General features: G+C 55.8%; 14 protein-coding genes. 12 read left to right on the top strand and 2 right to left on the bottom strand.

The annotated features are described in order from the left end of the window. Positions 1-319 precede the first annotated feature (319 nt). Positions 320-1,981 (top strand): methyl-accepting chemotaxis protein, encoded by a 1,662-nt coding sequence (locus NYE92_RS16570; protein ID WP_042676998.1) that lies wholly within the window; start codon positions 320-322, stop codon positions 1,979-1,981. Between the two features lie 101 nt (positions 1,982-2,082). On the opposite strand, the gene NYE92_RS16565 is transcribed toward NYE92_RS16570, so the two are convergent. Beyond that, the gene (locus tag NYE92_RS16565) at positions 2,083-3,216 is read right to left on the bottom strand and encodes an endo-1,4-beta-xylanase (protein ID WP_259019172.1); all 1,134 of its coding nucleotides are present in this window, start codon (positions 3,214-3,216) and stop codon (positions 2,083-2,085) included. A 388-nt stretch (positions 3,217-3,604) separates the two neighbouring features. On the opposite strand from NYE92_RS16565, the gene NYE92_RS16560 reads away from it, so the two are divergent. From NYE92_RS16560 to NYE92_RS16540, 5 genes are all read left to right on the top strand, one after another. Then, positions 3,605-4,567 carry an aldo/keto reductase gene (locus NYE92_RS16560; protein WP_013024275.1) on the top strand — a complete coding sequence of 321 codons (963 nt, stop codon included), beginning with the start codon at positions 3,605-3,607 and terminating at the stop codon, positions 4,565-4,567. A 213-nt stretch (positions 4,568-4,780) separates the two neighbouring features. Then, positions 4,781-6,115: a carbohydrate porin gene (locus tag NYE92_RS16555; protein ID WP_210522875.1), complete on the top strand. Its 1,335-nt coding sequence runs from the start codon at positions 4,781-4,783 to the stop codon at positions 6,113-6,115. Between the two features lie 212 nt (positions 6,116-6,327). Continuing rightward, positions 6,328-6,639 carry a cupin gene (locus tag NYE92_RS16550; RefSeq protein ID WP_042676995.1) on the top strand — a complete coding sequence of 104 codons (312 nt, stop codon included), beginning with the start codon at positions 6,328-6,330 and terminating at the stop codon, positions 6,637-6,639. 69 nt (positions 6,640-6,708) lie between these two features. After that, complete coding sequence (locus NYE92_RS16545) at positions 6,709-7,248, top strand: ATPase AAA (protein ID WP_013024272.1); 540 nt, start codon at positions 6,709-6,711, stop codon at positions 7,246-7,248. 177 nt (positions 7,249-7,425) lie between these two features. Next, positions 7,426-7,947: a GNAT family N-acetyltransferase gene (locus NYE92_RS16540; RefSeq protein ID WP_031283310.1), complete on the top strand. Its 522-nt coding sequence runs from the start codon at positions 7,426-7,428 to the stop codon at positions 7,945-7,947. Positions 7,948-7,972: 25 nt separating this feature from the next. Here the strand turns inward: NYE92_RS16540 and NYE92_RS16535 are convergent, their stop codons facing one another. Beyond that, positions 7,973-8,785: an IclR family transcriptional regulator gene (locus tag NYE92_RS16535; RefSeq protein WP_014595130.1), complete on the bottom strand. Its 813-nt coding sequence runs from the start codon at positions 8,783-8,785 to the stop codon at positions 7,973-7,975. A 318-nt stretch (positions 8,786-9,103) separates the two neighbouring features. On the opposite strand from NYE92_RS16535, the gene NYE92_RS16530 reads away from it, so the two are divergent. From NYE92_RS16530 to NYE92_RS16505, 6 genes are all read left to right on the top strand, one after another. Beyond that, a complete protein-coding gene (locus NYE92_RS16530; protein WP_013024269.1) occupies positions 9,104-10,630 on the top strand; it encodes a sugar ABC transporter ATP-binding protein in 1,527 nt (508 codons plus the stop codon). A gap of 22 nt (positions 10,631-10,652) precedes the next feature. Then, entirely contained in the window at positions 10,653-11,753 is a 1,101-nt protein-coding gene (locus NYE92_RS16525) for an ABC transporter permease (protein WP_259019167.1), read from the top strand. Continuing rightward, positions 11,750-12,850, top strand: coding sequence for a substrate-binding domain-containing protein (locus NYE92_RS16520; protein ID WP_013024267.1), 1,101 nt, complete (start codon positions 11,750-11,752; stop codon positions 12,848-12,850). The genes NYE92_RS16525 and NYE92_RS16520 overlap by 4 nt, the downstream gene beginning before the upstream one ends. A 14-nt stretch (positions 12,851-12,864) precedes the next feature. Beyond that, on the top strand, positions 12,865-13,695 hold the full coding sequence (locus NYE92_RS16515) for an SMP-30/gluconolactonase/LRE family protein (RefSeq protein ID WP_064372999.1): 831 nt from the start codon (positions 12,865-12,867) through the stop codon (positions 13,693-13,695). 252 nt (positions 13,696-13,947) lie between these two features. After that, a complete protein-coding gene (gene yiaK / locus NYE92_RS16510) occupies positions 13,948-14,946 on the top strand; it encodes a 3-dehydro-L-gulonate 2-dehydrogenase (protein ID WP_014595128.1) in 999 nt (332 codons plus the stop codon). Positions 14,947-14,956: 10 nt separating this feature from the next. Beyond that, positions 14,957-15,424 carry a YhcH/YjgK/YiaL family protein gene (locus NYE92_RS16505; protein WP_019105625.1) on the top strand — a complete coding sequence of 156 codons (468 nt, stop codon included), beginning with the start codon at positions 14,957-14,959 and terminating at the stop codon, positions 15,422-15,424. The last annotated feature ends 2 nt before the right edge of the window (positions 15,425-15,426 follow it).

Here is a 15,426-nt window from a genome sequence, read left to right as displayed (position 1 = left end):
TTCATTATTATTTCAAAGCGTTATTATATTCGCGTGAAAATACAGGCATCGGGTGTGCAAAATAACGACGCATGGGCGCAAACCGTGGACCTTTTTATTATTGTCAGATCACAATAATGTATCTGATGGTACATTTTAGCCGCGCTGCCTTTTATCATTGAGACGATGTTCCCCAAGGGCTCGCTAACATCTTCTCTCTTCAGAAAAGCCGCTTTTATTTCTTAGTTATTGTCATAGATCACATTATTTAGCGCGTCACTATTAAGCTAATCATTTTAATACCGATAAACCTGTATCACCTTTTACCGGGATTACTACAATGCTTAAAAACCTTAAAATCACGACGGGTATTGTTGCCGTGTTATTTCTTTTTAGTGCGCTATTGACCATTACGGGCTTTCTTTTTTATTCCTCTGTCAGTCAGGCCGGGCGCAATTTCTCTCATACTGAACAACTTACGCTGCAGCAACAACAGTTGAGCGACAGTGTACAAACGCTGATTAAAACCCGCGTGACGATCAGCCGCGTGGCGATCCGCTTCCTTAAAAACCAGAAAGATCCGGCGTCACTGGCGTCTATTGCCAAACTGCTGGAGGTGGCAAAACAATCCGCCGATAAAGCTGATGAGTATTTCCATGCTTATAAGACCGCACCCGCATTACCGGGTCAGCATGCTGAGGTGACAAAAAATGTCGAGGCGGCTTACAACAAGATGCACGAAACAATGCTCGCCTCAGTAGACTTCCTGAAAAATAATAACTATCAGGGTTACGGGAATCTTGATGCGCAGGAAGCTCAGGATAATCTGGATAAGGCTTATCAGACATGGCGCAGTGCGAACTACCAGTTAATGAAGCAGATCGCCGCTGAAAACGATAGCAACTACAGTAATATGCTGTGGACGTTGCTGATTATCGCGATCATTGCCCTTGTCACCGTTGCCACTGTTTGGGCCGGTCTGAGAACCCTGCTGCTGAAACCGCTGAGCATGGCGACGGATTACATGCGTGCTATCTCTGCCGGTGATCTGACTCAGGAGATCGCCAGTGAGAGTCAAAATGAAACCGGCAGACTGCTTCGCCAGCTCGAAGAGATGCGCAGTGCGCTGGTTGTCACCATCCGCTCTGTGGATGATGCCACGCAGTCAATTTTTACCGGCGCGGCAGAAGTTTCTGCCGGCAGTACCGATCTCTCCTCGCGCACCGAACAACAGGCCGCAGCCCTTGAGGAAACCGCAGCCAGCATGGAGCAGCTCACCTCAACGGTAAAACTGAACGCGGAAAATGCTCAGCAGGCAACCACCATGGCGAAAGATGCCTCCGTGATGGCCTCGCAGGGTGGGCAAATCGTCGCGAAGGTGATCGCCAACATTGAACAGATAAGTGAAAGCTCAAAACAGATCGCCAGCATTATTGGCATTATTGACAGCATCGCCTTCCAGACCAATATCCTGGCGCTTAACGCCGCAGTGGAAGCCGCGCGTGCGGGCGAGCAGGGACGTGGTTTTGCTGTGGTGGCCGGTGAAGTGCGGTCTCTGGCCGGTCGCAGCGCCAGCGCGGCCCAGGAAATCCGCACGCTGATTGACCAGTCCACCCAGCGCGTAAACAGTGGTTCGACGCACGCCTCAGAAGCAGGCGATGTGATGGGCAGCATTGTGAATTCCGTTAACAGCGTGACGCAGTTGATGGCAGAGATTGCCTCCGCCTCGGCCGAGCAGACGCGCGGCATTGAGCAGGTGAGTAAAGCGGTATCTGAAATGGATGGCGTCACGCAGCAAAACGCCGCGCTGGTTGAAGAGTCGGCCAGTGCCGCTGCCTCGCTGGAGGATCAGGCAACGCAGTTACGCCAGTCGGTAGCGGTGTTTAACACAGGCAGAACCCCGGCCGCAGGTCAGAATGTGCTGCGTAAACCATCGCTGAAGAAGCCTTTAGCGGAGAGCACTAGCGCTGGCCTGTCAGCGGAAAACTGGCAGTCCTTCTGATCGCTTAACCGCAGAGCAAGGTTCCGCTCTGCGGTTAAGCCTCTCATCAGATGATGGAGATGACGCCGCTGCGTTATCGCCAGTGGATTGCCGCACCTGCGTCATCTGAGATCCGGTGATGAGCGGAGCGCGTGCAGCGCCGCCCAACTGGCCTCTTTAATGCTGCCGTCTTTACCAAACAGCAGCGGCCCGGTCGCCAGCGCGTCCCCCGCCTTCGGTGTCGCAGCCGTGCGGTGCGGCGTATCCCAAACGCCCCACGTTAAAATGGCGGCAACGCCCGCCTCCAGAACCAGTGAAAGATAGCGTTTATACAGCGCGGCAACCGCCATCGGCCGGCTCTCCATCGGCACGCTGCTGTCATCCACGTCCAGTTCGGTGATGTACACCTTCAGGCCAAGCGATTTCACGTCGCGAATAAATGCCGCCAGCCCCGGCCCAAAGGCGGGATGAGGCCCGGCTTTGAGATGAGACTGGATGCCGAGCGCGCCAATCGGAATATGTCTGGACTGCAAGTCGCGCAGCATCGCCAGTACCGCCGCCCGTTTCCTTTGCCCACTCACATCGTCACTTTCCAGCCCGTAATCGTTGTAACAGATGACCGCATGGGGATCGGCCTGGTGCAGCGCCTCGCAGGCAATATCCATATAACGCGTACCAAGCCGCTGATACCAGAAACTGTTGCGCCATCCACCAGGTTGTCCGTCGGCGAGATTGATGATTTCGTTAGCCACGTCCCAACTGTGAATCTGCCCGCGGTAGCGGCCCGCAACGGTCGCTATATGCTGCCTCAAAACCTTCTCCAGCTCAGCCTCATCAGCAATAGCCTGTACCCAGTCCGGCAGGGCGCGGTGCCAGCAAAACGTATGCCCGCGAAGCCTTATCCCCTGCTCGCGGGCAAAGGCGGCGATCGCATCGGGCCCGGCGAAATCGTAGCGATCGCGCGCGGGATGGACGGCCATCCATTTCAGCGCATTTTCCGGCACGATAATGCTCGCCTGACTCGCCACAAACTGCCGATAGTGCGCATCGGATTGCAGACTGTCGGGCCTGACGGCAAAGCCAAACAGCCGATGACTTTGCGCCGCAACAATTTTAAGGGCGGGAAAAGGTGGGATGGATGCCAGAACCGGCAACGGCAGCGCGCCCGCCAGCATCAGCGCCGCGCTGCTTTTCAGAAACCGGCGTCGGCATGGCGAGGTTGAGGTAAAGACGGTATCGGTATGACGTAGCGCCACGATGCCTCCGGATTCCAGTGGGCAATATTCCGGCCACGTTGGCCCGGCCCCTGCTTTTTTATAGCGCCAAACGACCTCGCCGTCTGCCGCGATTCTTTGCATTCTGGTTAAGATGGGTTTCAGACTGTAAAAAATGCAAGGTCAGGTTCCGTGCCGGGAAAAGATGGCCTTATCAGCTGGCATCGGCGGCGCCTGATGGCGGGCAAAACAGATGAAAAGACGTTCCCTTTCGTCTGCCCTATACGGGCTAAATTCATCTCACCCTTCTCATCCGTCTCGGCACATTGCATTCGCCTGGCGCACGGGTTGATAAGCCGAATTAAATAACGAGGATTTTCCTTTGCTAAGCTGAAAGATATACCTTATTCGTTTAACCAAGGAGAATGCTATGACGCAGCTTAAAACCCGCCAGCTCGGCAACAGTGGTATCAACGTGCCGCTTCTGACTTTTGGCGGCAATGTGTTTGGCTGGACGGTAGACGAGAAAACCTCGTTTTCCCTACTTGATGCGCTGGTTGAAAAAGGTCTGTTCTTTATTGATACCGCAGACGTCTATTCCCGCTGGGCACCAGGCAATCAGGGTGGCGAGTCAGAAACCATCATCGGCAAATGGCTGAAGAAAAGCGGCAAACGCGACAAGATCGTGCTGGCGACAAAAGTCGGTATAGAGATGTCGCCAGAGAAAAAAGGGCTGAAACCCGCCTATATTCGCCAGGCCGTGGAGGATTCCCTGCGCCGCCTGCAAACGGATGTTATCGACCTCTATCAGGCACATCGTGACGACGAATCCACGCCGCTGGCCGATACGCTGGGCACTTTCGACGCACTGGTGAAAGAAGGAAAAGTGCGGGCGCTGGGTGCATCCAATTACAGCGCGCAGCGGTTGCAGGCGGCGCTGGATATCAGCAAGCAGCAGGGGCTGGCGCGCTATGAAACCCTGCAGCCGGAATACAACCTTTACGACCGCGAAGGTTATGAAAGTGAACTGGAGCAGGTCGCACGCGACAACCACCTTGGCGTGATCAATTACTATGCGCTGGCCAGCGGCTTTCTGAGCGGTAAATACAAGAAACCTCAGGATGCCGCGAAAAGTCAGCGCGGCCAGGGCATTGTGGATAAATACCTGAATGAACGCGGCTTGCGGATTGTTGAGGCGCTCGAAGACGTCGCCGCCTCGCATGATGCTTCGGCTACTCAGGTTGCACTGGCCTGGCTGATTGCCCGTCCGGGTATTACGGCACCTATCGTCAGCGCCACCTCTCTGCAACAGCTAGATGAACTGGTAAAGGCAACGGAACTGGCCTTAAGTAAGCAGGAGATTGAAGAACTCTCCCGCGCCAGCAAAGCCTGAGGCGAAAGGGATGCTCCGGCATCCCTTTTTTTACGCTGCCTCGCAATAAATGCCTTTTCTGTTAAAAACATATTCGTTCAGAGAGACCTGTCACACTTGCGTTAATTACTTATTATCTTGACGTTATATACGCACGGATTTGCAAAAATTGACATTTAGTCAGCATTATTCTCTGCCCTGTCAATTACTGTCATTCACACAAGAATAACGATTATGAATATGCAAAAAGCAGTGCAGTTTATGCCTCGCCTGGCCGCGGGCACCCTGATGTTTACAATGCTAAGCGCCTCCGCGCTGGCCGCCGATGCCTTCAGCTACGATTCACCTTATCTGTTTGGTGACTGGAACGGTTCGCGAACACAGCTGGAACAAGACGGCATTAAATTAGACGTTAATTACACCATGGAAAGCGCCGCTAATCTGGGCGGCGGCGCCGATACCCATACCTCGATGCGTTACAGCGATCAGTGGGCTTTCGGGGCCAATTTTGATCTGCAAAAACTCCTCGACTGGCAGGATACTCAGTTCCAGGTGACCATCACCGATCGTAATGGTCGCAACATCTCCGATCAGGTTGCCGACCGTCGCACCGGGATGCTCTCTTCGACACAGGAAGTCTACGGCCGCGGCCAGACCTGGCGACTGACGCAGTTCTGGTTAAGCAAAGGCCTGTTCGATAACACAGTGAATGTTAAAGCCGGCCGCGTCACCGTCGGAGAAGACTTCGATAATTTCGACAGCAAGTTTCAGAACCTGGCATTCGGCAGCGGTCAGGCCGGTAACTGGCGGGGCGATCGCTGGTTCAACTGGCCGGTATCCCAGTGGGGCGGACGGGTGAAGGTTAACTTTACCCCTGAGGTCTTTTTCCAGGTTGGTTTCTATAATCAGAACCGCGCGAACTACGACCGGGGCGACGGCTTCCGTCTTGATACCAGCAATTCTGAAGGCAATCTGGTGCCGGTCGAACTGGGCTGGAAACCGACTTTCGGACCGGAGAAGCTGCCGGGTAATTATCGCATCGGCTACTACTACTCGTCGGCAAATGGCGATAACTACGGCAGCTGGCGTGATGGCGCCTATCAGAGCAAAGACCATGCCTACGGCGGCTATGTGCTGTTACAGCAGCAGCTTACGGCACAAGGCGGTGATGCCAGCCGTGGCCTGGGCGTCAGCCTTCAGGCGGTCATGAACGATCATAAAACCTCTAAAACAGATAACTACCAGTCCATCAGCTTCACCTGGAAAGGGCCGTTTGATGCCCGTCCGCAGGATGAGATGGGTGTGGGGGCCGCGCGTATTCACGTTAACAGCGCCTATACCCGCTCGCTGCGTGCGCAGAACGATGCCAGCGGCCAGACTGACTTTACGAGTCCAACCTACCTGCCCATCCAGGAAGGGTCGGAATACAATTATGAGATTTACTACAACGCCCAGTTGACCAGGTGGCTGCAGTTGCGTCCTAACCTGCAATACGTTGTTGCGCCGGGCGCCGTCAGTGAGGTGAAAGATGCCTTTGTGGGTGGAATCAGCGCTAACGTGAACTTCTGATTCCGCCTTCATGCCAGCCGGGCAGGTGACCGCATCCGGCTGGCTGGTTTTATCGTGCACGTGGCAGCGCCCCGGCGTGCCGCGCTGGCTCACCTGGCCCCGTGCGAGTGACCTCCCCTTCCTCTGCCAGCAATATGCGCAATATTTTGCAAATCATGCCTCATGTGATGCGATATAACCGTATCACACGCGTTCAGACTGTCAGGAAAAAAATGAAAACCTACGTCAGCAAAGCTTTCTCAGCCGAAAAGGCCTGGGGCGCCCTCGACATTGCTAATTTTGAAGGCACAACCGTGCGCCTTCACTGGACAGACAAGCCTTACAAATGGCATATCAATGATGGCCAGGAAGTGTTTGCCGTTATGGATGGTTGCGTTGACATGCATTACAAGGAAGCGGGAGAAACGAAGACAATTCGTCTCGAAACGGGCGATATTTTCTATGCCAGTATCGGTACCGAGCATGTCGCCCATCCCCAGGGTGAAGCGCGAGTGCTGGTGATCGAAAAAGAAGGTTCAGTCTAATTCTGCTGGATTGCCCTTCTGCCCGCCGGGCTGAGGGCAATCCACCACTTCGTCTACAGGACCGTCGCCATGAATGCGTTAATCAGTCTTGAGGATCTAGGGCCACGCATCTGCATTATGGGGCCGTCTAACAGCGGAAAATCAACGCTTGCGACCGCGATCTCACATCACACCGCCCTGCCTGCCATTCATCTTGACCAACTTTATCACCTGCCCAATACCCACTGGCAGCCAAGAGAGAAGGCTGAGTTTTTGCATTTACATCATCAGGCTATTCACCGGGATTGTTGGGTAATGGACGGCAACTACACAGCCTGTCTTAACGAACGACTGGCGCGAGCAACCGGCTATATTCTGCTTGATGTCCCAATGCCCGCCAGCTTGCTGCGTTACGTCAGACGTTGTTACGCCAGTGCCAACCGGCCGGGCGCACTTGAGGGCAGTGTGGATAAGGTGAACTGGGCGATGATAAAGCACATCGCGTTGATAACGCCGGGAAACCGCAGGCGCTATAAAACGCGCTACCCGCACATCGATCTGCCCAAATGCTTTTTGCAGGGCACAAAGGCGATTGATGAGGCTTACAGGCGCTGGAATTTGGCTGTGTAATCCGCGTATTCTTGTTCGGGATCGGTCGTGTCTGGCCCGGTTGTATGGTGGGAGGCGTTGCGCCTTACCGCGTCCGGTTCAGCCAACCTGGCCTCTGCCGGTGAAGCGCGATGTCCGGTCGTTTTTATTCTGATGACAATGCCCTTTCGCGACGCTAACAGGCAGGGAGACAGTGAAATGGAAATAATACTGGCAGAAGACAGCCACGTTCCGGCAATACAACAGATTTACGCCCATCACGTATTACAGGGCACGGGCAGTTTTGAAATCGTCCCGCCCGACGAGGCAGAGATAGCCAGCCGGCTGGAGAAACTTCGCGCCGCCGGGCTGCCCTGGTTCGTCGCCCTCAGTGAAGGACAGGTTTGTGGCTACTGTTATCTGGGCTTTTACCGGCCCCGTTATGCCTATCGTTTCACCCTGGAGGATTCCCTGTATATTGCGCCCGCGTTCCAGGGAAAGGGCATTGGCAAACGCCTGCTGGCCCATGCTATTCACTGGGCTGAGTCCCGCGGCTTTCGCCAGATGGTGGGAAACGTAGGTGACAGTGCCAATGTGGCCTCTATCGCCCTGCACCGTGCCGCCGGTTTTACCGTGACCGGCACATTAACGTCGGTGGGGTTCAAGCATGGCCGCTGGCTGGATACGGTGCTGATGCAGCGCACGCTCGGTGACGGAGACAGCACGCTCCCTGAAAACTAAGCCTGGCTCGGCAGGCCGGGCGTTTTCAGGCGGTGAAGCCCAGCTCTTCTGAAATGGCCTGCGCCGTGGCAACCACCTTCGCCATCAGATGCTTCGCGCCAATCTGCTGCAGCTTGGCCGTCGGCAGGGATACCGAAACCGCATAAGGGACACGCTGCTGAATATCGAACACCGGTGCCGCAATGCAGGTAACACCCAGTTCATTTTCTTCGCGATCCATCGCGGTGCGCTGCTGAAGAATATCGTTGAGTTCCTGCTGCATCTCGGGCAGCGTGGTAATGGTATTTTTCGTCAGTTGCTCAATGCTGTCCTGATGGTTTTGCCAGTATTGCAGCAGGTACTCTTCGCTGCCCCAGGCCAGAAAAATTTTGCCCATGGCTGAACAGTAGAGCGGCATATGCTGACCGATGTAGGCGCGGGTGCGCATCATGCCCGTAGTCGGTTCTAACTTGTTGATCAAGACAACGTGATCGTCTTCGCGGCTGGAGAAGTTCACGGTTTCACCCACGTCCAGGTTGAGTTTTTCCAGATGTGGCCCTGCAACGTGAATAATATTGAGCGACGACAGCGCCTTCTGACCGACTGAAATAAACTTGGTGGTTAAGCGGTAACTCCCGGGCGAAGGTGCCTGGGTCACGTAACCGCTGCTGTGCAGCCCCTGCAACAGGCGATGTACGGTGCTTTTGTTCATTCCAGACAGTTCAGCAAGATGGGCTAGCGGGCAACCGTTAGGATAATTACTTAACAATTCTATTAACTGCAGGCCACGAAACAGGCTTTGTGTCCCTAAGGGTTTATCGCTCTTCGTTTCCTTTGCTTTATCCACTTTCACCGCCATCCACCGACCCTCTCCATTTCTCACTTCCTGAACGCGCTAACGCATGATGTTAACTCAAGGCTTACCGACAGGGAATCTTTAGCTTTTTAGTGTGGTCGGGCGCACGCTTCTCGTCGTGACAGAAGTGCGCTGTTCATCACAAATTCAAAACAATATTTTAACTTACTGTTTCTTATAGATAAATATCCACCCTCCTTCTTTGCTTTTCCCCGGCGTCAGGAATACTATTTTTTGGAATAGTATTTCACATATTGAAATTAGCAACGAGCGGTCGCCGCTCTTGCTGCCGATACTCACCAGGCGTCACGGGAGGCAGAAATGCAACCTCATCCGGATAAACCGGTTCTTACACTCAGCCATATCACCAAACGCTTTGGCGGTAACCCCGCGGTTAATGATGTGAGTCTGGACGTCTTCCCCGGCGAGGTGGTGGCGCTGCTGGGGGAAAACGGCGCAGGTAAATCCACCCTGATCAAAGTGCTGGCTGGCGTGTATACCAGCGATGAGGGCCAGATTACCTTTCAGGGAAACGTCACGGCATCCGCCGCCGCGTTGAAAACGGCAACCAGCCAGCCCATCGCGTTTATTCACCAGGACCTGGGGCTGATTGAGTGGATGACCGTGGCGGAAAATATGGCACTGGTGATGGGATTCAACCGCCGCTTTGGCCTGGTCAACTGGCGGGCGGTGCGTGAGCGGGCGCGTTCGGCGCTGGAGGAAGTCGGTATTCAGCTGGACCCCGATGCCCGCGTGTTTGAACTGTCGCGGACAGAGAAATCGCTGCTGGCCATCGCCCGTGCCGTCGCGGTCAACGCCGAAGTGCTGGTGCTGGATGAGCCCACCGCCTCGCTGCCCGCCAACGACGTGCGCCACCTGTTTGGCGTGATTGAACGCCTGAAAAGCCGCAACGTCGGCATGATTTACGTGACACATCGCCTGGATGAGGTGATCGAAATTGCCGACCGTATTTGCGTGATGCGAGACGGTAAACGCGTTGCGGAAGGCGTCACGGCAGATTACAAGCTTCACGATCTGGTGGAAATGATTGTGGGCGAGGCGCTGGAGAGTAACCAGCGCCTCGCGCTGCCCGAGGCGCGGCCGCCGGTGCTGTCGCTGAATCAGCTGTGCATTGACGAAGTCGGGCCGGTTTCTTTTAGCCTGCAGCCAGGCGAGATGCTGGCGCTGGCAGGACTGCGCGGAGCCGGTCAGGAAGAAATAGGCCGAATGCTGTTTGGCCTGAAGCAGGCCACCAGCGGACAGGTTATTTTTCGCGACAACCCCTGCCACCCACGCTCTCCCCGTGAGGCGATGGCAGCGGGCATCTCACTGGTGGCAGGCGACCGCACGGGCGAAAGTCTGGTGATGTCGATGAGCGTGCGTGAAAACCTGTTTATTAATCCCTGCGCCAGCGGTCATCGGCTGATATCGCACTATGGTCGCCGCGCCGAGGTAGGCGCCAGCTGGTGGAAAGTCCAGCTGTTCGACGTGCGTCCCAAAGACGTCAACCTGGATATCAGCGCCCTGTCCGGCGGCAACCAGCAGAAAGTGGTCATGGCCCGCTGGATGCACCTCAACGCGCCGCTACTGATTCTTGAAGATCCTACCGCTGGCGTGGATGTCGGCGCACGCGAAGAGATTTATCACCTGCTCAATAAAGCCCTCGCCGAAGGCGTGGCGGTGCTGGTGATTTCCAATGACCTTGAAGAAATTGCTCATATCTGCAACCGCGCGCTGGTGTTTAACCGGGGCCAGGTGGTGGGTGAGCTGAGAAATGAACAGGTTACGTTTGCAGGTTTACTGGAGCTGGCCTCGGCCAGTTCTGCTGCTCCATTAGCTACCGTCTGAACAGGCAGTCAGGAGAAACGAAATGTCTAAAACCTCGGTGAAGTCCACCGCGCTCGAACAACGGGTCAGCCTTGCTCAGCATGGCTTTGCGCCGTGGTCGATGCAGATCCTCACCCGCTACGGGCTACTGCTGTTATGTGTGCTGTTAGCGTTACTGTTTTCAGTTCTGTCCCCCACCTTCGCTTCGATGTTGACCGTACAGGCGATTCTGTCCAGTAAGGCAAAAATTGCGCTGCTGGCGCTGGCGGCCACCTTGCCAATGATCGTTGGCAAAATCGACCTCAACGTCGGTTTTGGCATCGTGCTGTGGCACATCCTGGCCATTACGCTGCAGGTGGAATATGGCTTTTCCTGGCAGATGGCGGTGCTGACAGTGCTGGTGTTGTCGGCCCTGTATGGCCTGCTTAACGGCATCCTGGTCGCGCTGGCAGACATTGACAGCTTCGTCGCCACGCTGGGCTCCGGGACGGTGCTGTATGCGATTGCGCTGTGGCACTCCGGCGGCCGACAAATTGTGGGTGATTTACCGGATGCGTTCAGCGCGCTGCACAGCACGGAAATCCTTGGCATTCCGATTGGCGCATTATATGTGCTGGGCCTGGCGCTGGCGTTATGGCTGGTCACCGAGCATACGCCGCTGGGAAGATGCATGTATGCCGTGGGCGGTAATCCCGTCGCGGCACGCCTCAACGGCATCGCCGTTAATAAGTACGTCATTGGATCCTTTATCGCCTCCAGCGTCATTACCGGCTTCAGCGGCGTGCTGATTGCCGCAGAACAGGGCGTCGGCCAGGCCAGCGTCGGGATGGATTACCTGCTGCCTGCCTTAGTGGGCGCCTTTCTGGGCAGCACCACCATTCGTCCGGGACGGGTTAACGTTTGGGGCACCGTAGTGGGCATCGCCATTCTGGCTATTGGTATCGCCGGTATTCAGCAGTTTGGCGGCGCCTTCTGGGTTGAACCCTTATTTAACGGTGCCACGCTGTTGCTGTCGATTACGCTTGCCGGCTACGCCCAGCGTCGCCGTATGTTGAACCAAAAAGCTGTCGTGCGCAGTCAGAGCACGCCAGCAACAACACCTGACCCACAGCAAAAAACCATCACACCAGGGAACTCATTATGAAAAATCCGGTATTTGGTCTTTCTCTCGTTGCCATGCTGGTCGCCTCACTGCCCGCTCATGCAGACAGCTACCTGGAACAGGCCACCGCGGCCGTCGCCAAAGCCACGTCCAGCGCCACCACCTGGGACGGCCCTACCACGGGGCCGAAACTCCAGGCGAACAAGAAACTGATTTTTATCGCCTCAGATATGAAAAATGGCGGCGTACAGGGGGTTCAGCAGGGGCTGAGCGAGGCGGCGAAAGTGGCGGGCTGGAAGCTGGATACGCTTGACGGTGCGGGGTCGGTGAAGGATCAGCTTGCCGCGCTGAATCAGGCTATTGCCCAGCGCCCTGACGGCATCATTATTGGCGGCTGGAACCCCAACGTCGCCAAAATGCCGCTCAAAAAAGCGGTCCAGCAAAAGATAGTGCTGATGGCCTGGCATGCGGAGCCACAGCCAGGCCCGATTAAGCAGTACGGCATTACGGATAACATTACTTCTGACTCAAATGAGGTTGCCCGCCTGGCGGCACAGTACGCGGTGGTGAAATCAGGCGGTAAAGCTCAGGTCATCATCTTTACCGACTCGCTGTACAAAATCGCGCTGGATAAAGCCAATGCGATGAAGCAGGAAATTGAAAAGTGCAGCGAGTGTAAGGTCATCGACTTTATTGATACGCCACTGGCCGATACCTCTAACCGTATGCCGTCACTCACCTTCAGCTTGTTACAGAAGTACGGCGACCGCTGGCAGTACTCGCTGGCGATTAACGATCTCTATTTTGACTTCATGGCACCGGCGCTGAAAACCGCAGGCAAGGGGGGCAAAAACGCGCCATACAATATCTCTGCGGGCGACGGGTCTGTCTCGGCCTTCCAGCGTATTCGCAATGGCGAAAGCCAGTCGGCAACCGTGGCGGAACCGTTAAAACTCCACGGCTGGCAGTTGCTGGATGAGTTCAACCGCGCCTTCGCTGGCCAGCCGCCTTCCGGCTATGTCACGCCTGCGCACTTAATTACTCAGGAAAATATTAGCCGGGATGGCGGACCGCAAAATAACTATGACCCCGAAAACGGTTATCAGCAGCACTATAAAACCATTTGGGGCGTGAAGTAACGGAGGCCAGCAGCATGCAGGTAGAAAAACTGTGTTCCCCTGCCATCTGGGCCGAAGGCCCGGTATGGCTGCCGCAGCACGATGCGGTGGTATTCAGCGATGTCAAAGGCAACCGCATGTACTGCTGGCAGCGCAACGGTGAGCTCAGCATCTGGCGTCATCACGCTAACTATGCCAACGGCAATGCCCGGGATGGGCAGGGACGCGTAGTCAGCTGCGAACACGGCCGCCGGGCTATCAGCCGGACCGAACTGGATGGCACGGTCAACGTGTTGATCGACAAAGTAGAGGGCAAGCGCTTTAACTCGCCCAACGATCTGGCGATCCGCGCCGATGGCACCATCTGGTTTACCGATCCGCCTTACGGGATCGTTAACGATCACGAAGGCTATCTGGCCCCGAGTCAGGTGATTGGCTGCTATCTCTACTGCTTCGATCCCGCCTCCGGGCAGCTCAGTATTGCGGCCAGCGATCTGCAACGGCCTAACGGGCTGGCGTTTTCGCCCGACGAAAGCCTGCTGTATGTTGCCGATATGTCGGTGGTGGACTTTCCAACCCTGGGGCGCCACCAGCTCCGGGTCTATCAGGTTAAAGGACGCGAGCTGTCGCCCGGCCAGTTTTTTGCCGATGTCACGCCGGGCTTCCCGGACGGCTTCTGTGTCGATTCTCACGGCGACATTTACTGTAGCTGCGCAGACGGCGTGATTATTTTTAACCCTGACGGAGAGCGCAAAGGCAAAATTCCGGTCCCTGAAACGGTATCCAACTGCACATTGGGTGGGCCGGATAATAATGAACTCTATATCACCGCAAACACGTCGCTCTACCGGGTAAGGCTGCCCTAAGCCGTCTGCTCAGGCAGGGATGCCGCATGCGTCAATCAGGTCAGCCTCTGTTGGGCTGACCGGCCCGCCTGTGGGCAAAATCTGGCGAATAAGCCAGAGATCACAAAAGCCGACAATAAATATAAGCCACTGATTTTTATTGATTAATTTTTCGGTCATTTCTTTGACTGGCCCGGCTTTTCCCCATAGCATTTAGTTGAAATGACATTCCACATTATGAAATAAAGCGGTAACGCTGGGAGTATCAGTCGTATGAGAATCAGCTATCAGCAGTTGTATGAGGAGTTTCTCCGCGTACTTACAGGTCGTAACGTGCCTCAGGATAAAGCCGAAGCCTGCGCGCGCATGTTTACCGAAACCAGTCTCAACGGCGTGTATTCCCACGGCGTGAACCGCTTCCCGCGGTTTATTCAGCAGCTGGATGCTGGCCATATCGTGCCCGAGGCGGAGCCACAAAAAGTCCTGTCGCTGGGCGCGATCGAGCAGTGGGATGCGCAGCGCGCCATCGGCAACATCACCGCGCACGGGATGATGGATCGCGCTATGGCCCTGGCATCGGATCACGGTATTGGGCTGGTGGCACTGCGTAATGCCAATCACTGGATGCGCGGCGGCAGTTATGGCTGGCAGGCAGCGGAAAAGGGCTTTGTGGGCATTTGCTGGACGAACTCCATTGCCGTGATGCCGCCCTGGGGCGCGAAAAGCGGCGCTATCGGCACCAACCCGCTGATCATCGCCGTACCAGGCGAGCCAATCACCATGGTGGATATGTCGATGTCGATGTTCTCCTACGGCATGCTGGAAGTGAATCGTCTGGCCGGTAAGAGCCTGCCGGTCGATGGCGGATTTGATGATGAAGGCAATTACACGCGCGATCCGGCCACCCTTGAGCAGAACCGTCGCATCTTACCCATGGGTTACTGGAAAGGCTCCGCGCTGTCGGTGGTGCTGGACATGCTGGCCACCCTGCTCTCCAACGGTGCCTCCGTCACCGAAGTGACACACGACAACGGCGATGAATTCGGCATCTCGCAGGTCTTTATCGCGATTGATGTTGACCGCCTTATCGACGGTGAAACCCGCCAGCACAAGCTCGACCGCATCCGGGCATCAATTATCAACGCTGAACGGGCCGACAGCGCGCAGGCCATTCGCCTGCCCGGCGATAAGTTTCCGCCGCTGCGGGCTGAAAATCAGCGACTTGGCATTCCGGTAGATGAGCGCGTCTGGGCGCGTATCCAGGCGCTGTAAGGAGGGAATCATGATCACCGGACACATCGCGAATACCGACCCGCGTCACTATCCTCCGGCGATCGCCAAAGCGATCGCCTGCCTGACCCGCTACGACCTGCTCACCCTGGCGGCGGGACGTTATCAGGACAGTGAAACCGGCTGGGTTATGCAGGTACTGGATCTGCACACCGTTCCGGCCGAGGAGAACTACCCGGAAGCACACCGCCTGCACATTGATGTGCAGTACCTGGTTACGGGCGAAGAAGTCATCGGCGTCGCAACGCAGCCTGTGGATTTCGCGGTGCATCAGCCTTACGACCCGGAGCGCGACATTATTTTTTACCAGCACGTGCCGCATGAGACCCAAGTGCGCATGCTGCCGGGCACCTTTGCCGTGTTTTTTCCGCAGGATATCCACCGGCCAAATTGCGCGGTGGGCACGCCAGGACCGATTCGCAAAGTGGTGGTCAAGATCCCCACCTGCGATCTGGCGTAAGC

The organism is Pantoea sp. B566 (genome assembly GCF_024793925.1).
GTDB lineage: Bacteria > Pseudomonadota > Gammaproteobacteria > Enterobacterales > Enterobacteriaceae > Pantoea > Pantoea ananatis.
The sequence above is the reverse complement of the archived record's forward strand: the minus strand, read 5'-3'. Positions and strand labels throughout refer to the sequence as shown.